Origin of the sequence: Bradyrhizobium sp. B097, assembly GCF_038957035.1 — a bacterium.
GTDB lineage: Bacteria > Pseudomonadota > Alphaproteobacteria > Rhizobiales > Xanthobacteraceae > Bradyrhizobium.
In genome coordinates this window covers 5,576,571-5,593,761 of record NZ_CP152412.1, presented here as the reverse complement: position 1 = coordinate 5,593,761, position 17,191 = coordinate 5,576,571, and the positions used below count along the sequence as shown (strand labels likewise).

17 protein-coding genes are annotated in these 17,191 nt (G+C 63.6%); 11 read left to right on the top strand and 6 right to left on the bottom strand.

Translation table 11 applies throughout. The annotated features are described in order from the left end of the window. Positions 1–48 precede the first annotated feature (48 nt). The 4 genes from AAFG07_RS26320 to AAFG07_RS26305 all read left to right on the top strand — a co-directional run bounded on the left by AAFG07_RS26320 (position 49) and on the right by AAFG07_RS26305 (position 2,613). Entirely contained in the window at positions 49–1,155 is a 1,107-nt protein-coding gene (locus AAFG07_RS26320) for a cupin domain-containing protein (protein ID WP_342722740.1), read from the top strand. Positions 1,156–1,223: 68 nt separating this feature from the next. Further along, positions 1,224–1,448 (top strand): fumarylacetoacetate hydrolase family protein, encoded by a 225-nt coding sequence (locus AAFG07_RS26315; RefSeq protein WP_342722739.1) that lies wholly within the window; start codon positions 1,224–1,226, stop codon positions 1,446–1,448. Beyond that, on the top strand, positions 1,448–1,885 hold the full coding sequence (locus AAFG07_RS26310) for a thioesterase family protein (protein WP_342722738.1): 438 nt from the start codon (positions 1,448–1,450) through the stop codon (positions 1,883–1,885). The genes AAFG07_RS26315 and AAFG07_RS26310 overlap by 1 nt, the downstream gene beginning before the upstream one ends. After that, on the top strand, positions 1,882–2,613 hold the full coding sequence (locus tag AAFG07_RS26305; RefSeq protein ID WP_342722737.1) for a hypothetical protein: 732 nt from the start codon (positions 1,882–1,884) through the stop codon (positions 2,611–2,613). The genes AAFG07_RS26310 and AAFG07_RS26305 overlap by 4 nt, the downstream gene beginning before the upstream one ends. Before the next feature lie 243 nt (positions 2,614–2,856). Here AAFG07_RS26305 and AAFG07_RS26300 read toward each other — a convergent pair whose 3' ends face one another. Continuing rightward, entirely contained in the window at positions 2,857–4,407 is a 1,551-nt protein-coding gene (locus AAFG07_RS26300) for a winged helix-turn-helix domain-containing tetratricopeptide repeat protein (protein WP_342722736.1), read from the bottom strand. Between the two features lie 318 nt (positions 4,408–4,725). Between AAFG07_RS26300 and AAFG07_RS26295 the strand changes: the two genes are divergently transcribed. Beyond that, entirely contained in the window at positions 4,726–5,025 is a 300-nt protein-coding gene (locus tag AAFG07_RS26295; RefSeq protein WP_342722735.1) for a hypothetical protein, read from the top strand. Positions 5,026–5,559: 534 nt separating this feature from the next. Here AAFG07_RS26295 and AAFG07_RS26290 read toward each other — a convergent pair. Beyond that, positions 5,560–6,141, bottom strand: coding sequence for a TetR/AcrR family transcriptional regulator (locus AAFG07_RS26290; protein ID WP_342722734.1), 582 nt, complete (start codon positions 6,139–6,141; stop codon positions 5,560–5,562). 248 nt (positions 6,142–6,389) lie between these two features. Between AAFG07_RS26290 and AAFG07_RS26285 the strand changes: the two genes are divergently transcribed. Continuing rightward, the gene (locus AAFG07_RS26285) at positions 6,390–7,580 is read left to right on the top strand and encodes an alpha/beta hydrolase (RefSeq protein WP_342722733.1); all 1,191 of its coding nucleotides are present in this window, start codon (positions 6,390–6,392) and stop codon (positions 7,578–7,580) included. Positions 7,581–7,661: 81 nt separating this feature from the next. Here the strand turns inward: AAFG07_RS26285 and AAFG07_RS26280 are convergent, their stop codons facing one another. From AAFG07_RS26280 to AAFG07_RS26265, 4 genes are read right to left on the bottom strand one after another with little or no spacing between them, the layout of a single operon-like run. Beyond that, a complete protein-coding gene (locus AAFG07_RS26280) occupies positions 7,662–8,375 on the bottom strand; it encodes an ABC transporter ATP-binding protein (protein ID WP_342722732.1) in 714 nt (237 codons plus the stop codon). Then, the gene (locus AAFG07_RS26275) at positions 8,372–10,141 is read right to left on the bottom strand and encodes a branched-chain amino acid ABC transporter ATP-binding protein/permease (RefSeq protein ID WP_342722731.1); all 1,770 of its coding nucleotides are present in this window, start codon (positions 10,139–10,141) and stop codon (positions 8,372–8,374) included. Before AAFG07_RS26275 ends, AAFG07_RS26280 begins: the two co-directional genes overlap by 4 nt. Continuing rightward, positions 10,138–11,181: a branched-chain amino acid ABC transporter permease gene (locus tag AAFG07_RS26270; RefSeq protein WP_342722730.1), complete on the bottom strand. Its 1,044-nt coding sequence runs from the start codon at positions 11,179–11,181 to the stop codon at positions 10,138–10,140. The genes AAFG07_RS26275 and AAFG07_RS26270 overlap by 4 nt, the downstream gene beginning before the upstream one ends. Before the next feature lie 43 nt (positions 11,182–11,224). After that, positions 11,225–12,376 carry an ABC transporter substrate-binding protein gene (locus tag AAFG07_RS26265; RefSeq protein ID WP_342722729.1) on the bottom strand — a complete coding sequence of 384 codons (1,152 nt, stop codon included), beginning with the start codon at positions 12,374–12,376 and terminating at the stop codon, positions 11,225–11,227. Between the two features lie 224 nt (positions 12,377–12,600). Between AAFG07_RS26265 and AAFG07_RS26260 the strand changes: the two genes are divergently transcribed. The 5 genes from AAFG07_RS26260 (at position 12,601) to AAFG07_RS26240 (ending at position 17,154) form a co-directional block, all read left to right on the top strand. After that, complete coding sequence (locus AAFG07_RS26260; RefSeq protein ID WP_342722728.1) at positions 12,601–12,921, top strand: hypothetical protein; 321 nt, start codon at positions 12,601–12,603, stop codon at positions 12,919–12,921. 82 nt (positions 12,922–13,003) lie between these two features. Next, positions 13,004–13,786 carry an aspartate/glutamate racemase family protein gene (locus AAFG07_RS26255; RefSeq protein ID WP_342722727.1) on the top strand — a complete coding sequence of 261 codons (783 nt, stop codon included), beginning with the start codon at positions 13,004–13,006 and terminating at the stop codon, positions 13,784–13,786. Between the two features lie 134 nt (positions 13,787–13,920). After that, on the top strand, positions 13,921–15,099 hold the full coding sequence (locus tag AAFG07_RS26250; RefSeq protein ID WP_342722726.1) for a thiolase family protein: 1,179 nt from the start codon (positions 13,921–13,923) through the stop codon (positions 15,097–15,099). After that, positions 15,096–16,337 carry an SDR family NAD(P)-dependent oxidoreductase gene (locus AAFG07_RS26245; RefSeq protein WP_342722725.1) on the top strand — a complete coding sequence of 414 codons (1,242 nt, stop codon included), beginning with the start codon at positions 15,096–15,098 and terminating at the stop codon, positions 16,335–16,337. The genes AAFG07_RS26250 and AAFG07_RS26245 overlap by 4 nt, the downstream gene beginning before the upstream one ends. Before the next feature lie 34 nt (positions 16,338–16,371). Then, on the top strand, positions 16,372–17,154 hold the full coding sequence (locus AAFG07_RS26240; protein WP_342722724.1) for a cyclase family protein: 783 nt from the start codon (positions 16,372–16,374) through the stop codon (positions 17,152–17,154). Positions 17,155–17,191: the final 37 nt, after the last annotated feature.

The following is a 17,191-nucleotide window of genomic DNA, read 5'->3' as shown; positions in this document are numbered from 1 at the left end:
TTTTGGATGTGGCGACAGGACGTCATGAGATAAGACTTGGAGGACAGGATGGGCGAGAACGTCATCGGCCGGGCTAATGTCGAGGATACCCCGGAGCTCAAGGCCTACTACAAGGATCTCGAGAAGTTCGAAGCGGCCGCGCTGTGGACGGTGGCCAACAAGATCGAGCCGTGGCAGCCGCAGTCGGCGTCCGTTCCCGTTCTCTGGCGCTACAGCGATCTGCGCGAGCACGTGCTGCGCTCGGTGGAGCTGGTCTCGCCGGAGAAGGCGGGACGGCGCGTGATCTACCTCAACAATCCCGGGCGCCGCGACGTGTCGGCCGCAGTCGGCTGGCTCTATTCGGGCTTGCAGGTGATGCATCCGGGCGAAGTGGCGTCGGCCCACGCGCATTCGGCCTCCGCCCTGCGCTTCATCATGGAAGGGACGGGTGCCTACACCATTGTCGATGGCCACAAGATGACACTCGGTGCGCGGGATTTCGTGCTGACGCCGAACGGCACCTGGCACGAGCATGGCGTCGAGGCAAACGGCTCGGTCTGTATCTGGCAGGATGGGCTCGACATTCCGCTCGTCAACGCGCTGGAGGCGAATTTCTTCGTCGTGCACCCGAAGATCCAGCAGGAGGAGTCGGGCTATCCCGTCGACGACATGACCAAGACCTGGGGCAATCCCGGTCTTCGGCCGGCGGGCTCGCGATGGTCGAACGGCTATTCACCGATGTTCAAATATGAGTGGGAGCCGACTTACGAGTCGTTGCGGAAATATGCCGCCGCGACCGACGGCTCGCCCTATGACGGCATCCTGATGAACTACGTCAATCCGATCACGGGCGGACATGTGATGCAGACCATCGGCGCCAGCATGCAGCTGCTGCGACCGGGCGAGACGACCAGGTCGCATCGACACACCGGAAGCTTCGTCTATCAGGTTGCCAAAGGGCACGGCTATTCCGTGATCGGCGGCAAGCGGTTCGAGTGGCAGGAGCGCGATATTTTCTGCGTTCCCTCCTGGTCCTGGCATGAGCACGGCAACGCCTCCGCGAGCGAGGATGCCTGCCTGTTCTGCTTCAACGACCTGCCTGTCATCGAAGGGCTCGGCCTCTACCGGGAAGAGGCCTATGGCGACAATGCCGGCCATCAGTCGGTCGCGGCCTGACTTTTCCCGCAGAATTCAACCCGAAACCGGATCAGGCCTTCAGGCTCTGGCTGACCAAGAACGGCGTCATGAAGCAGGACTCCAACACCAAATACATGATCTTCGACATTCCGGCCCTGATCGCCGACATCTCGTCCGGCATGACGTTCGAGCCGGGCGACATCATCGCGACCGGAACGCCCGAAGGCGTGGGCGCCGGCATGAGCCCGCAGGAATGGCTGTGGCCCGGCGATGTGGTCGAGGCGGGCGTCGACGGTGTCGGCGTCATCCGGCACCCCGTTGTTGCGGTCTGATGACGCTGTTCTCGTTCGATCGCGAGCTGCGCTTCGGGGATTGCGATCCATCGGGGATCGCCTATTTCCCGTCCTACCTGAACATCCTCAATGGCGTGGTCGAGGAATTTTGGGCCACGATCGGATTTTCTTGGCCCGAGCTGATCACGGTCCGCAAGATCGGGACCCCGACGGTGCATCTGACCTGCGACTTTTCGCGGCCGTCGAAGTTCGGCGATCGCCTGACGTTTGGCCTGCGCATCGTCAAGGTCGGCCGCGCATCACTCCATTTGACGCACGTCGTCACCGGCGCAGATGGCGAGCGCTGGCGGGCGCGCCAGATCCTCGCCGCGACGTCGCTGGTCGATCATCGCGCGATCCCATGGCCCGACGACGTCCGTGCTGCGCTCGAATTGCATCGACATGCGGACGAAGACACGCAGGTAGCGTCGCTATGATCTCGCTGTTCATGACGTTCTCCGATCCGAAAGGCGAGCGGCGAATTCACGTGGCCGATCTTGCGGCTGCGGCTGCCATGGTGGGGGCGGTCCCGGGGATGGCCGAAGGCTTGCTGTTTACGCCGCTGGAGCAATCGGTCGATCATCCCTACAAGGCCGACGGGCGAGGGCCGGTATCTGCGCTGCAACTGCGATTTCCGAACCTCTTTGCATGCGAGGCCGCGATGGATCGCGGCGGCGTGCTCGCGGGTCTTGCGGCAGGTCGCGGACTGCCGAGCCTTGTCGGATTGGACGTGACGCATCAGGCGATGGTGACGCGCGCCTATCCCGTCGACGACGCCAAGTATGCGAACGGTACGGTCACGCCATGCAGCTACCTCGTGCATTATCCCGGGCCGGCCGACGACATGAATGCCTGGAATTTACATTACCTGGAGCATCATCCCTCGATCATGCGGAGCTTCCCCGACGTCCGCCAGATCGAGATTTACACGCGCATCGATTGGGTCGACCGGCTGCCGTCGCAGCGCGTCGACTACATGCAGCGGAACAGGCTGATGTTCGACAGCCCGCAAGCCCTCGCGCTGGCGCTGAGCTCCGACGTGATCAAGCGGATGCGCGCGGACTTCGTCCGGTTTCCGCCGTTCGCGGGCGGCAACAAGCATTTTCCGATGCTGACGAGGATCGTCCCGGCCGGGGAGAGGGGCGAGGGCGGAACGTCGCGATGATGGCATCGTGCGCCTGATTTGCCCGACGGAGCAAGAGAAAGTTCTGAAAATCAGCATGTTGTCAATCGGCGGGCAAAAGTGACGCCCGATCTAGGCCGTGTACCGTAAGCGAGGTCCGCTTTGCGCCGATACTGACCAGTCTTGCGCAGCCGCAGCAAATGATGCGATGGGCCAATTCCGGACTCACGCATTGCAGCGAACAGGCTCTATTCGGTCACCGCGTCGGCGCGGGTATGCTTGGGCTTATTCGGGCAACCCCGCCTTCCGAAGACCCTCAATCAACAGCTTCGCGTGTGCTTGTCTGCGACGACCCATCCTCGCGGATATTGTGAAGGCGGGATCGACCTCAAGCACACGCGCCGCCGCCTCGCGGGCCTCGGCATCGCGTCCGAGATGAGCGAAAGCGGACGCGAGACAGTAGTAGGCTCCTGCATAGGAGGGGTTATGACGTTGAGCTTTCTTCCCTGCGACGATGGCCTCGTCAAAGCGACGAAGCTCAATAAAGGCCATCCCCATCCCAACATGCGTCATGTACAGCAATGGGTCTACCGGGCTTACGCGCATAGCACGTTCAAAGCTCCGCACCGCTTCTTCCGGCAGCCCCGCAATTCTATAGACCAACCCTCTGCCGCGCCAGGCGAGATGTGAATTGGGGTTGAGCGCGACCGCCCGGTCAGCCGTTTCGATCTCGCTGTCACTATCGCCGACCATGAACGCCGAGGTTGAGGCAGCCAATGCTAACGTTTCCGGATCACCATCATCGAGGCTCAATGCCAAGCGAAAAAGCCGAACTGCTTCCTTGCGGTCGAATTGAGGATCGACAGCATAGCCAGAAACGACGTTCTGCATATGACAGGCACCTGCCAGAGCGGCGGCAAGGCCGAACTGGGGGGCCAGTTCCAAAGCGCGATGAGCCAGCTTCAACGCCTCGGCCACCCCTGCGCGGGTCGCCAGGTAAAACTGCTGCATAGCCCGGAGATAAAAGTCGTAGGCGGTGAGGTTCTCCGGTCGCCGCCGCGTCGCTATTTCAATTTCTGTTTGAAGCAATTTTGGCTGAATAGCGGAGACGACGGCGACCGTGACTTCGTCCTGAAGCACGAAAATGTCAGTCAGGTCACGCTCGAAACTGTCTGCCCAAATGTACGCGCCGGTCGCCGTATCGATCAACTGTCCCGCGATGCGGACTTTCCCCGCCGCCTTGCGCACAGAGCCCTCAAGGACATAGCGCACACCAAGCCTGCGCCCGACTTCCTTGACATCGACGACTTTGCCTTTGAAGGTAAAGCTCGAATTACGCGCAATCACGAACAACCATTTGAAACGCGACAGCGCCGTCGTGATCTCCTCAACCATTCCGTCCGCGAAGTATTCCTGTTCGCGGTCGCCGCTCATGTTCTCGAACGGCAGCACGGCGATGGAGGGTTTGTCGGGAAGCGCAGGAGCGCTCTCGGGCGGATCGCCGGGATTAGGGCCGGCACCTTCTCGCGCCTCCCGCACCTGTCCGACGAAACGGAATCCCTTGCGCGGTAACGTCTTGATCAGGCGCTGTTCCTCGCCGGAATCGCCGATTGCGCTTCGGGCGACATTCAGCCGGGTCGTCAGTGCCGCATCCGAAACGCTGCGCCCATTCCAGACGGCATTGATGAGGTCGTCTTTACTGACGACGCGGTCTCTGTTGCGGATCAGATAATCGAGCAGATCGAACACCTGCGGCGCGACGGAGACGACGTCCGTGCCGCGATGCAGCTCGCGCCGGCCGGTGTCGAATGCGTACCCCTCGAAGAGATAGCGCAAGATGCGACTCTCCTTGGACGCGAGCCCCCCCGAAAACCGGGCTTTGACCTCGCAGGACATCGCAAGAATAAGCTGCCGGTGAGGAAAATGTAAGCTGGCGGTCAAGCGTGCCCACCGACCCCGCGGCACCTTCGTGCCAGTGGAAAGACACCGTCCCAGGGAGACAACGGAAAATGGCAGACTTGTTGCCGCTTGGTACGCCTGAACCAAGTAACGTCGACGAAGACAAATCTTTATCGAGATTGCTTTGAGGTTCGCGCCCCAAACGTCGCTCGATACATGCCTCTTGGATAATTCACATCACTATGGAGGTAGCCCATGCCGATCGTACAATTTACTCGTTTCAAGACCGACAAGCCCGATGAAATGGTCCAGATTGTCAGGCGGGCGAAGAAAATCTTTGAAAAACACGGCGCCGAATTTCTTCGGCTGTCCCGTTTCCACACCGGCGCGTGGGCAGGAGAGTTGCTGGTTGCGACGCGCTACGCCAGTTGGGAAGTTTACGGCAAAGTGCAGGAGGCCGTGGCAAGGGACCCGGAGTTCGCGCAGGTGCAGGCGGAAGGAATGAAAATCTCCGAACTACAGGGCCGCAACATCGCTGTTGGCATCGATCTCTAGTCGTGGCGCCGCCCAGCGACCCACGTCAAGCGCGGAGGCCGCCGGGCATACCGGCGGCCGTTTCAATTTCGATAGATTGCACTCCTGGCTGCGTTACTCTGCGCCCGGCTCCTTGCCTCGCCTCTCCGGAGATCCGATAATCTCGTCATCGACGCAATCACGGTGAATTGGGCTGGTGATGTCGCAGAAGGGGGCAACCGCGTCGTCTTTACAGTCGGCCAGCTACTTCCCTTCTATCCTCAACTTCAGACACGTCGCTGCACTGCGCTAACTGACGCGAGGGGTCAATTGCGACGATTCTGCCCGATCTTTACCAGGTCCGGTTCACCCCTTCAGAGCCGCGACATGCAAGCGACAGGCGGATTCCGTCGCAAGGGGGCAAGACCCGACACGTGATGCAGTTCCGGCGACTATCCCACTAGACGACATGGCCTCGCGGAGATGCGCAAACGGAATCTTCAGCCTGAAACGAACGGCTGGCGACCGCGATAGGGCCATCGGCACTGGCGCCCGAGCGAGAACATTGGGCGAGGATCACCGCTCGGGGGCAGCCCACCGCTGGACACTGACATCCGCCAGCGCCTCGAATATAGCCGGCGTGCGTTCCAGGCGCGCGATCGTTCGCGCGCCTTCGAGGGCGGCTACCAATGCGGCTGCGGTAGAGGATGCGCGCGCGGGAGCGAAACCGCACCCCCTGAAATGCTCCGCAACGATCTCGGTCGAATCAACAAATCCGCGCGCGACCCGTTTGGTCAGCTCGGCGTCGAGCGCGGGCAGCTCATTCGCCAGATTTTGCATGAGACAGCCATACTGGAAATCCGAGGCGACCATTTCGGCAGCGAATGTGCTGAAAATCTGATGAACGAAATTCAGGGCATCGCCCGTCGTATTCGCCGAGATATTCCGCAATACCGCAATTCTAGCCGCGACGTAATGATCGATTGCTTCTTCCGCGAGCTGTGCCTTGCCGCGTGGAAAGTGAAAGTAGAACGATCCTTTGGGCGTACCGCTCTCTGCAATGATCTGGGTCAATCCAGTCGCCGTGTAGCCTTGGATGCGAAACAGTCGTTCGGCCGTGGCAATCGCGCGGGCGCGGGCGTCAGTCTTACGTGGCATGCCGTGAACGTAACACGTTCCGCTTGACGCTTCTATGGCGATTGCCATATTATGGTGATCGCCATAGCAGGAAATCCGATGATGCCCCTCGGCCAAGCGCCTGCACGCGGACGGTGCGTTCCGTCATGAGTCATCCAGTTGGTTTCAAGTCATCGGCGTCCCGACGAGCCGTCCTGGCGATGGGCGCGGCCGGCCTGGTTGCGGCTTCGCTTCGACCGGCCTGCGCAAACCCCATAGGAGAAACTGATTTGACCACATCAGCATATGGCGATGGAACGCTTCCCAAGGGGGTCCGCTCGCGCATGATCCATGGGGTCAACGGCCTCGATGTCCATATTCTCGAGGCCGGTTACGAAAGCCCCGGCCGGCCGCTCGCGCTGCTGCTGCACGGCTTTCCGGATTTGGCTTACGGCTGGCGACACCTGCTCCCGCTGCTTGCTGACGGCGGGTACCATGTGGTGGCGCCCGACCAGCGGGGCTTTGGCCGCACCACCGGTTGGGTGAACGGCTATGACGCCCCGATAGAACCGTTCAGCCTCTTGAACATGACGCGTGACGCCTTCGGATTGGTTTCGGCGTTGGGGTATCGGCGCACGGCCATGCTCGTCGGGCACGACTTCGGCTCGCCGGTGGCAGCCTATTGTACGTTGGCGCGACCTGACGTCTTTCCCTCGGTGGTGCTGATGAGCGCACCGTTCCCCGGTCCGCCGGCGTTTCCGTTCAACACTGCAGACAGCGAGGCATCGCCGGTCCAACCGAGCACTGAAAATCAAAAGTTGGCGGCCGCGCTGGCGGCGCTCGATCCGCCGAGAGTGCATTACCAACAATATTTGAGCACACGGGGGGCGAACGATGACATGTGGCACCCCCCTCAAGGCTTACATCCGTTTCTTCGTGCATTCTTCTACGTCAAGAGCGCTGACTGGCCGGGAAATAAGCCGCATCCGTTGAAGGCGCGAACCGCCATCGAACTTGCACAAATGCCCACCTATTACGTCATGGATCTTGGCAAGACGATGCCCCAGACCGTCGCTCCATTCCACCCTTCCGCCGCCGAGGTGCAGGCCTGCAAATGGCTCGCCGAGCCGGAACTTGCAGTGTACACGGAGGAGTATGGCCGCACCGGGTTTCAGGGCGCCCTGCAGGCATATCGCGTCTATTCCGATCCTGACCTGAACGCTGAGTTGCGCCTGTTTTCGGGCAAGACGATCGATGTCCCGTCGCTCTTCATCGGGGGGAAGAGCGATTGGGGCACCTATTCGGCGCCGGGCGCGCTCGATCTTATGCGGACGAAGGCGGCGACGAGGATGGGCGGCATCGAGCTGATCGACGGCGCCGGTCACTGGATCCAACAGGAGCAGCCGGTTCGGCTCAGCACGTTCCTGCTCGCCTTCATGAAGCAGGTGGGGGTGCGTAGCGCCGAGCCGACAAGCCATTGATGTTGCGGTGGCCGGCTACTGTGCATGGGGTTGTTTTCGATTTTTTGGTGTGCGGCTCGCCGGGATCGACGCAAACTGGTCTCAGTGCCCGCCGAGATAGGCCGTGATTAGCCGCGGATCGTGGATCAGATCCTTGGCAGGGCCGGACTGCACGATCTCGCCGGTCTCCAGCACGTAGCCATAGTCGGCCGTCTCGAGCGCGGCGCGGGCGTTCTGCTCGACCAGCAGGATGGACACGCCGAGGTCGCGCAAGGACGCGATGGTGCGAAAGATCTCGCGCACGATCAGCGGCGCGAGGCCGAGACTGGGCTCGTCGAGCATCAGGAGCGCGGGCTTTGCCATCAGCGCGCGCCCCAGCGCGAGCATCTGGCGTTCGCCGCCGGACAGCGTGCCTGCGGCCTGATGTTGTCGTTCCCTGAGCCGGGGAAAGCGATCATAGACCTCATCCAGCGTCTTTCGGACACCGGAGCGGTCGCGCAGGCTGTAGGACCCGAGCAGCAGGTTATCGGCGACCGACATGTCGGAGAACAGCTCGCGCTTCTCCGGAACCAGGCAGAGCCTGCGCTCGACGCGATCCTCGACAGACATCTTACCGAGATCGTTGCCGCGGAACGCCATGCGGCCACGCGATCCGAGCAGCCCGATGGCCGCCATCAGCAGTGTGGTCTTGCCGGCGCCGTTCGGACCGATCACGGTGACGATCTGGCCCTCGTCGACCGACAGCGAGACGTTGCGCACGGCCTCGACGTTGTCGTAGCAGACGGTCACGTCGGTCATGGAGAACATCTCGCTCACGCGACGCCCCCGAGATAGGCCTCTTGAACCCGCTCGTCGCTGCGGATCGCGCTCGGGACGCCCTCGCAAAGCTTGGAGCCGAAATCGAGCACCACGATGCGGTCGACCAGCGACATCACGAATTCCATGTCGTGTTCGACGATGAGGATGGTCAGGTGATCCGCCCGCAGCGCGCGGAGCAGCTCCGCCAGTCGCAGCTTTTCCTGGCGGCGCAGGCCCGCCGCCGGCTCGTCCAGCACCAGGAGGGCGGGATCCGCGGCGAGCGCGCGCGCGATCTCCAGGATGCGCTGGTTGCCGAGGGGAAGATTGCCGGCGAGCTCGAACGGCTTGTCGCCGAGCCCGACGCGCTCGAGCTGCATCAGCGCCTCGTGCCGGGCGCTGGCTTCCTCGCGCTGATTGAGGCGAAAGGCGCCGGCGAACAGGCCGGTGCGGGTTCGGCTGTAAGTGCCGAGCATGACGTTCTCCAGCAGGTTCATGCGCGGCCGCAGCTTCACATGCTGGAAGGTCCTGGCGACGCCGGCCTTGGCGATGCGGGATTGCGGATCGCGCGTGATCATGCGTCCCGCAAAGACGATCTCGCCCTTGTTGACCCGCAGCGCGCCGGTCAGGCAGTTGAACATCGTGCTCTTGCCGGCGCCGTTCGGGCCGATCACGGCAAGAATCTCGCCGGATCTCACCTCGAAGCTGACATTGTTGACCGCGACGAGGCCGCCGAACCGACGCTCGGCGCCATCAACCTTCAGGAGAAGCTCGCCCGGTGCCGGTTGCGGCCGGCGCGGCAGCGGCGGCGCCGGCTGCGGCCACTCGCGCCTGGTCTTCGGCAGATAGCGTGCGATGGAGGGGACGATGCCCTGCCGCGCCCATTGCAGGAACAGGATGAACAGCGCGGAGAAGGCGACGATCTCGAGTTGCCCAGACGCGCCCTTGGCGATCAGCGGCAGATAATCCTGCACGCTGTTCTTGAGCAGGGTCACGATGGCGGCGCCGACGACACCGCCGAGCAGGCTGCCCGCGCCGCCGACCATCGTCATCATCAGGTACTCGATGCCCATGCTGGCATCGAACGGGCCCGGGCTGATGAAGCGGCTCATATGCGCGTATAGCCATCCGGAGAGCGAGGCCAGGAACGCCGCGATCACGAAGGTCACGAGCTTGATCCGGAAGGCGTTGATGCCGAGGCTCTCGACCAGCGTATTGCCGCCGCGCAGGGCCCGCATGGCGCGGCCGAGCCGCGAGTCCAGCAGATTGTAGCCGAGCAAGAGCACCAGGGCGACGATGCCCCAGATCAGATAATAGATCTGTGCGCTGGAGACGAGCGCGAGCGAGCCAAGACTGATCGGCGGGATCGACGAGATGCCGTTGAAGCGGCCGAGCCCCTCGACGTTGCCGAACAGGAAGCCGATCGCAAGGCCCCATGCGACGGTCGAGAGCGAGAGGAAGTGGCCCTGCAGGCGCAGGGTGACGACGCCGAGGATGGCCGCGACGCCGCAGGTCAGCGCCACTCCGAACAGCAGGCCGAGCCAGGGCGATTGGCCGTTCAGGGCGGAGACCCACGCCGTCGCATAGGCGGCGATGCCGACGAACGCCGCCTGTCCGAACGACACGATGCCGCCGACACCGGTGAGGAGGGCGAGGCCGATGGCGACCAGCGAATAGATGCCGATATAGTTCATCAGCGTGACGCTGAACGGGCTCAGGACGAGGGGCGCGAGTGCGAGGCACGCCAGTGCTGCGACGGCTGCGAGCTGAACATGAAGGCGCGTCATTCCTCGATCTCCTCCTCGGAATGCAGCGAGGCGAGGGACCGCCAGATCAGAACCGGGATCAGCAGCGAGAACACGATCACGTCCTTCAAGGCACTGCTCTGGAAGGATGCGAAGCTTTCGAGGATGCCAACCCCGACCGCGCCGATCGCGGCGCCGGGATAGCTGGTCATGCCGCCGACGATGGCGCCGACGAAAGCCTTCAGACCGATCAGGAAGCCGGAATCGTAGAACACGGTATTCACCGGCGCGATCAGGATGCCGGACACGCCGGCCATCAGCGAGCCCAGCAGGTAGGCGATGGTGCCGGCCCGCGCCGGCCGGATCCCCATCAGCCGCGAGCCGGTCCGGTTCACAGCCGTGGCGCGGAGCGATTTGCCGACCAGCGTGAAGTCGAAGAAGAGATAGAGGAGGCCGCTGAAGACCAGCGCAGCGATCACGATTAGCATGGTCTGGCCCGAGATCAGGACGCCGGCGAACTCCGTTGACAACGACGTCAGCGGCTCGGTCCGGACTCCCTCGGGGCCGAAGAACAGCAGGCCAAGGCCGACCAGCGCGAAATGCAGCGCCACGGAGACCGTCAGCAGCAGCAGCACCGTGCCGTCGGCGATCGGGCGGAAGACGATCCGGTCAAGCAGAGGGGCGATCGGCGTGATCAGCATCAGCGCGAGCACGAGCCGGACGGCGAGCGGCGGGTCGATGCGCATGGTGAGCCAGGCGATGCCGACCACTGCCAACGGAAGGACGAGATAGAACAGAAGCGCGCGCGGCAGCAGTCGCGTGTCGCCGTTGCGAATGAGTGAAATGATCTCGATCAGGGTCGCAAGGCACGCCAGCACCACGACCAGCGCGCCGGTTCCGGGAAAGCGCTTGGCATCGAGCGCCGCAAGCGTCAGGGCGGTAAAGGCGGCGATGTCGCCGAAGGGAATGAAGATGACCCGTGTCACCGTGAAGATGAGCACAGTTCCGATCGCGACCAGCGCGTAGACCGCGCCGGTGGCGATCCCGTCGATTCCAAGGATGGCCGCGATGTCACTCGTCATTGAGACGCCGTTCCCCCGTTCCGACCGACGGCCATGGTTTCGCTTATGGCGCGTACTTCCAGACGCCGCCGGTCAGCCGGACCACCACCAGCGAGCGCTCGTCGACGCCGGTGACTGCACCGGGTTTGAAGTTGTAGACGGCATGCACGCCGGGCAGTTCCTTGGTGCTGAGGATGGCGTCGCGCAGCGCCGTGCGGAATTCCGTCGTCCCGGGCTTCGCGGTCTTGAGCGCCCGCTCGGCGGCGTTGGCGAAGATCAGCCAGGCATCGAAGGAGTAGGCGGAGAACCCGTCAGTGGTCGGAATGTTGTGGGTCTTCTGGTAGACCGCGCGGAAATCGAGCGCGATTTTCTTGGCAAAGTGCTCGTCCGGAAGCTGTTCGGCCACGATCACGGGGCCGGCGGAGACCTGAATGCCCTCGGCGGCCTTGCCGCCGACGGTGACGAAGTCCGGATTGACCAGCGCCACGGTGCCGTAGGTGTTGCCCTTGAAGCCGCGCTCGGAGAGCGTGATGAGCGGCAACGCGCCTTGCGTACCGGAGCCGCCGATCAGCACCGCGTCGGGACGTGCGGCCATGACCTTGAGGATCTGCGCGGTCACCGAGGTATCAGTGCGGGCATAGCGCTCGTTGGTCTGGACCTTGATGTCGTCGGTGGGCTCGGCGGCCTTGGCGCCGTTATAGACGAGGTCGCCCCACGCATCGGAGAAGCCGATATAGCCGATGTTCTTCATGCCGTCGCGCTTCATCCGGTCCGCGACGATCTTGACCAGGAGCGAAGCCGGCTGCGGCACCGCGACGACCCATTGCTCCGGCGAGTCCGGAAGCTTGCCGACCGGCGAGATCGAGATCATCGGCACCTTCAATTCGCTGGCGACGGCCGCCATGGCGATGGTCGAGGGAGTCGTCGCGGTGCCGATCAGGAGGTCGACCTTCTCCTCCTCGACGAGCTTGCGCGCGTTGCGCGTCGCAGCCGACGGATCGGAACCGTCGTCGAGCTGGATCAGGCGGATGGTCTCGCCGTTGATGGTCTTCTTGTATTCATAGGCGGCATTGATGCCGCGCCCATAGGGGATGCCGATCGACGCGCCGTTGCCGCTCAGCGAGGTGACAAAGCCGATCGTGATGTCGGCTTGCGCAGCCGGTGCTGCGAAGACGCCGGCGACTAGTGCGAGTAAGCCCAGGGTCTTCTGCCGCATTTGCGTTGTCCTCCGTTGATGCTGAATACGAATGTCTGGCAGCCGGGCAGAAGCCCGAACTGTGCACGAACCGGTTGAAGGCATTGCTGCAGCGCCAGACGCCGGGCGCGGCGAGAGGGAAGTTCGCTTGGCCGGGGCGTCAGCGGCCATGGCGAGGTGTGCCGCTCGAATAGCGGGCGGGTCCGCGGCAACCGGCGTGCATGTGTCGAAACGAAAGAAAGTGAATGCCGCAGCGGCGACGCGCCACCGGCGATGTTGCTGCCGGCCGTTCGGGCCCGACGATCGTCCACGCGATTGAGTTTCTCAAAATCGGTGCCCTGCAACATCATCGTCATGGCCACCGGCATTGGCCGATGGTCGATTACTTAAAGCCTAAAGTATTCTCCGTGGCGCCGTCAACACGTGTCACGGGGCTGCCAGAAAAAAATGTTGCTGCATACAATTCCGTCAGAGCGCGCCATTTCCTTCACCTCTTCGTCCTGAAAAATGGGCCTTCTTGGCGCGACGGAGAGGCCCCCTTGGCGGGCTTCGTCGCGCGCATTTGACGGGTCAATTAGTTTATGGTTGAAATATCTCTGTCGGCAGGTCGACGGCCGATGCTCCCGTCACCGTTTGAGGAGAAGGGCGATGCGCATCTTCTGGCAGAGTTTCGTCGATGCGAGCGTGAACGCGCCCTATATGGCGCGGCTGTCGGAGTACCTCAACACGATCGCCGCGCCCGGCACGACGGTTCACGTCGAAGGCATTTCGCCACCAGACCGGGAGTTCGGCCGGCTTGCCGAATTGCGCTGCGCGGTTCAGGCGATCGACAACGGCATCGCGGCCGAAGAGGGCGGGTTCGACGCCTTCGTGATGGGCCACTTCCAGGATCCCGGTCTTTACGAACTCCGCGCGACGCTCGACATTCCCGTGATCGGGACCGGCGAGGCAACATTGCTTGCGGCCTCGCAACTCGGCCGGCGCCTCGGCCTCGTGACGCTCGATCCTGTCTTCGAGGTCTGGCACTACGAGCAGGCTGAACGTTACGGCCTCGGTGATCGCGTCGTCCACGTGACCGGCCTCGGTTGCAAGCCGGAGGATTTCGCTAGCGCATTCGCGGGCGACCAGGCGGCCCACGCCCGGATGATCGAGGATTTTATGGCCTGCGCGTTGCCGCTGGTCGAGCGCGGCGCCGACGTGGTGATCCCCGCCGGTGTGCTGCCGGGCCTCTTGATCGGGCGGGAGCACGGCCTGAAGGTCGGGCACGCGCCGGTCGTGAACTGTGCCGCGGTGGCGTTGAAGAGCGCCGAGATGTGGGTACAGCTGAGGCAACTCAACGGCACCGAGCCGAGCCGCGGACCAAGCTTCAAGCGTGCCAGTGGTTTGGCACGTGACGATTTCCGGGCGATGCTCGCGCGCAACAAGCGCTAGTGCGATGAGCCGCCCAGTTCTGGAGTGCCAGACGTGACGAGACCCGAGAAGGTGCCCCTGTTCGAATGCGCCTCGTGGCAGTATCGCTGTGTAGCTGGAGATGATCTGAGGCGGGCAGGCAAGGCAGGCGGCTGGTGAAGAATTCGTTGCGCACACCGTATGAGGGCATCGTGATGGCGGCTCCCGTCACGATCCCCTATGCGCGCTATTCGATCGAGAGCGCGCAATGGTGGATCGGCCGTGCGCTGAGCGCGCTGGTGGCGCGGGCCGGCATCAAGGCTTCCGATATCGATGGTCTGTGCGTCTCCAGCTTCACCATGGGGACTGACAGCGGGATCGGACTGACGCAGCATTTCGGGCTGTGCGTCAGATGGCTGGACACCATCCCGCTCGGCGGCGCCAGCGCCATCGCCGCATTGCGCAAGGCAGCGCGCGCGGTGCAGGCACACGATGCGGACATCGTGGCTTGCGTGGCCGGCGATACCAACCACGTCGATTCCTTCCGCCTGACGCTCGAGAATTTCTCGCGCTTCAACCAGGACGCGGTCTATCCTTACGGGGCAGGCGGCGCCAATGCGAGCTTCGCGCTGATCGCGCGCAACTACATGCGGACTTATGGTGTCACGCGCGAGGACGTCGGCAGGATCGCGGTCGCCCAGCGTGCCAACGCGCTGCGCAACCCGCATGCGCTGATGAAGGCGCCGCTGACGATCGAGCAGTATCTGGCGGCCCGTCCCATTTCCGACCCCATTCACCTGTTCGATTGCGTCATGCCTTGCGCCGGTGCCGAGGCCTTCCTTGTGATGCGGGACGAGACCGCGGCATCGCTTGGCTTGCCGGCTGCACGATTGCTGTCGACGATCGAGCGGCACAACGCCTTCGCCGACGATCCGATACAGGTGCGCGGCGGCTGGGCGATGGATGTCGGCGAACTCTACGCGATGGCCGGCGTGAAGCCTGACGATCTCGATATCGTCCAGACCTATGATGATTATCCGGTCATCACGATGATGCAGTTCGAGGATCTCGGCTTCTGCGACAAGGGCGACGGCGCGGCCTTCGTTCGTCAGCACGATCTGACCGTTGACGGCGACTTTCCGCACAACACCTCGGGCGGCCAGCTCTCGGCCGGGCAGGCCGGCGCCGCCGGCGCCTATCTCGGGCTCGTCGAAGGATTGCGGCAGGTTCTGGGCGAAGCCGGTCCCACGCAGGTGAAGGATGCCAAGCTCGGTTTGGCTTCCGGCTTCGGCATGATCAACTATGACCGCGGCCTGGCCTCGGGCGCCGTGATCTTTGCGGGGCCCGCGCGATGATCGATCCGATTGAGCCACCCCGGCGCAAGAACCCGCTGCTGCGGACGCGGCTTCCGACGTCGCCGCCGCAAGCGCGCAGCAGGACATCGCACGGGTTCACGCGCGCCGCCGCCGAAGGCCGCTTCATGCTGCAGCGCTGCGAGGCCTGCGGCGCCTTTGCCTATCCGGCACGTGAGGCGTGCCCCGTCTGCCTGTCGGCCGGTCTGGTGTTCGTCGATGCGCCGCGCCGCGGCGCGCTGCTGGCCGAAACCACGGCGCGGGTGCCGAGCGACGTCTATTTCCGCGAGCGGGCGCCCTGGCGCATTGGTCTCGTCAAGATGGACTGCGGTCCGACGATGGTGGCGCATCTGCATGCCGACTGTGTCGAGGGTGCGCCTGTCCTCATGTCGCTTCAGCTCGACAAGAGCGGTCAGGCGGTGGCCTTTGCCCGACCCGAGGGGGAGACTCCCAAGATGGCAGACGACAGGCAGTGGCGGGAAATGACGGCTGATCCGAAATTCCGGCGGGTGCTGGTGACCAATGGCCGCAGCCTGATCGGCCAGGAGGCCATTGCGGCGCTGAAGGCCGCGGGCGCAAAGACGGTGTTCGTCGGCGTTGCCGAACCGTGGCGGCCGTTTGTCGGCGAGCAGCTGTTGCGCGGACAGCAGGGGATCGAACTCGTTACGCTCGACGCGGCCGACGAAAAGTCGGCGACTGATCTTGCGGCCGACATCGGCGGCAAGGTCGACATCCTCGTCAACACGACGGAATATGTGCGGCCTGGCGGCCTCCTCGACCGCAGGGGCACGAGCATCGCGCGGGACGAGATCGACCAGGCCTATCTCGGCTTCATCAACCTCGCGCAGGCCTTCGGTCCGGCGATGCGGATGCGGGGGGCGGATGGCGTCAACAGCAGTGCCGCCTGGGTCAATATCCTGTCCGTCCATGCGCTGGTGAACTGGCCCGCTTTCGGCGCCTACTCGGCATCGCAAGCCGCCTGCCTGTCGCTGTCGCATTGTCTGCGCGCGGAACTGCGGCCCGGCGGCGTCAAGGTGCTGAACCTGTTCACGGGGCCGGTCGACACCGAGTGGTTCCAGACCGTGCCGCCGCCCAAAGTCGCGCCGCGCGCTGTTGCACAGGCGATTGTGTCCGGGCTCAGAGGCGGACTCGAGGAGATGTATGTCGGAGACGTCGCCGAGGAAATCAGGCAGCGTCTCGCCGCCAATCCGAAGGCGGTCGAGCGCGAGCTCGACAAATAAGATCAGGATTTCAACCAAGCGGGAGGACGTGACGATGCAAAGCAAGAATCTCCTGGAGCTCGCAGGTGCGGTCTCGTCCGGCGCGGTGCGCGTCGTCGATCTGACCTTCACGCTCAGTCCGGATTTTCCGGTCATCGTGCTGCCGCCGGAGTTTGGCCAGGCAGCTCCGGTCCGGATCCAGGAGATTTCACGCTATGACGGTCGCGGTCCGGCCTGGTACTGGAACAATGTGACCTTCGGCGAGCACACCGGCACGCATTTCGATGCGCCGATTCACTGGTTCACTGGCAAGGACCTGCCGAACAATTCCGTCGACACGATGCCTGCCAAGGACATGATCGCTCCGGCGTGCGTCATCGACTGCTCGGCCGGCGCAGCGCAGGATCCGGATTTCCTGCTGACCGTTCCGCTCGTCGAAGCCTGGGAGGCGAAGCACGGGCGAATTCCGGCGCGGCACTGGGTTCTGCTGCGGACCGACTGGTCGAAGAAGGGCTGGCGCGACTACGCCAACCTCAGGGATGACGGCGCGCACACGCCGGGCCCGAACGCGGCCGTCATGAAATGGCTGGTGGAGGAGCGCGGCATCATCGGCTTCGGCACCGAGACGATCGGCACCGACGCGGGGCAGGCCGGCCATTTCGAGCCGCCTTATCCGGCGCATCACTTCCTGCACGGCGCCGGCCGCTATGGCCTTCAGTGTCTTTGCAATCTCGATCAGCTTCCCGCCACGGGCGCCGTCATTGTGGCTTCGCCCTTGAAGATCCAGAACGGTTCCGGCAGCCCGCTGCGCGTGATCGCGTTGGTGTCGGCGAGCTGAAGCGAGCGGATGGCGCTTGCCCAACAGAAGAAACGCA

Excerpts from the sequence above, each read along its gene's own strand:
- AAFG07_RS26270 (WP_342722730.1), bottom strand. The coding sequence starts at position 11,181 with ATGACGAGTGACATCGCGGCCATCCTTGGAATCGACGGGATCGCCACC.
- AAFG07_RS26305 (WP_342722737.1), top strand. The coding sequence starts at position 1,882 with ATGATCTCGCTGTTCATGACGTTCTCCGATCCGAAAGGCGAGCGGCGA.
- AAFG07_RS26275 (WP_342722731.1), bottom strand. The coding sequence starts at position 10,141 with ATGACGCGCCTTCATGTTCAGCTCGCAGCCGTCGCAGCACTGGCGTGC.
- AAFG07_RS26265 (WP_342722729.1), bottom strand. The coding sequence starts at position 12,376 with ATGCGGCAGAAGACCCTGGGCTTACTCGCACTAGTCGCCGGCGTCTTC.
- AAFG07_RS26310 (WP_342722738.1), top strand. The coding sequence starts at position 1,448 with ATGACGCTGTTCTCGTTCGATCGCGAGCTGCGCTTCGGGGATTGCGAT.
- AAFG07_RS26320 (WP_342722740.1), top strand. The coding sequence starts at position 49 with ATGGGCGAGAACGTCATCGGCCGGGCTAATGTCGAGGATACCCCGGAG.
- AAFG07_RS26255 (WP_342722727.1), top strand. The coding sequence starts at position 13,004 with ATGCGCATCTTCTGGCAGAGTTTCGTCGATGCGAGCGTGAACGCGCCC.
- AAFG07_RS26240 (WP_342722724.1), top strand. The coding sequence starts at position 16,372 with ATGCAAAGCAAGAATCTCCTGGAGCTCGCAGGTGCGGTCTCGTCCGGC.
- AAFG07_RS26315 (WP_342722739.1), top strand. The coding sequence starts at position 1,224 with ATGAAGCAGGACTCCAACACCAAATACATGATCTTCGACATTCCGGCC.
- AAFG07_RS26290 (WP_342722734.1), bottom strand. The coding sequence starts at position 6,141 with ATGCCACGTAAGACTGACGCCCGCGCCCGCGCGATTGCCACGGCCGAA.
- AAFG07_RS26295 (WP_342722735.1), top strand. The coding sequence starts at position 4,726 with ATGCCGATCGTACAATTTACTCGTTTCAAGACCGACAAGCCCGATGAA.
- AAFG07_RS26260 (WP_342722728.1), top strand. The coding sequence starts at position 12,601 with ATGCCGCAGCGGCGACGCGCCACCGGCGATGTTGCTGCCGGCCGTTCG.
- AAFG07_RS26245 (WP_342722725.1), top strand. The coding sequence starts at position 15,096 with ATGATCGATCCGATTGAGCCACCCCGGCGCAAGAACCCGCTGCTGCGG.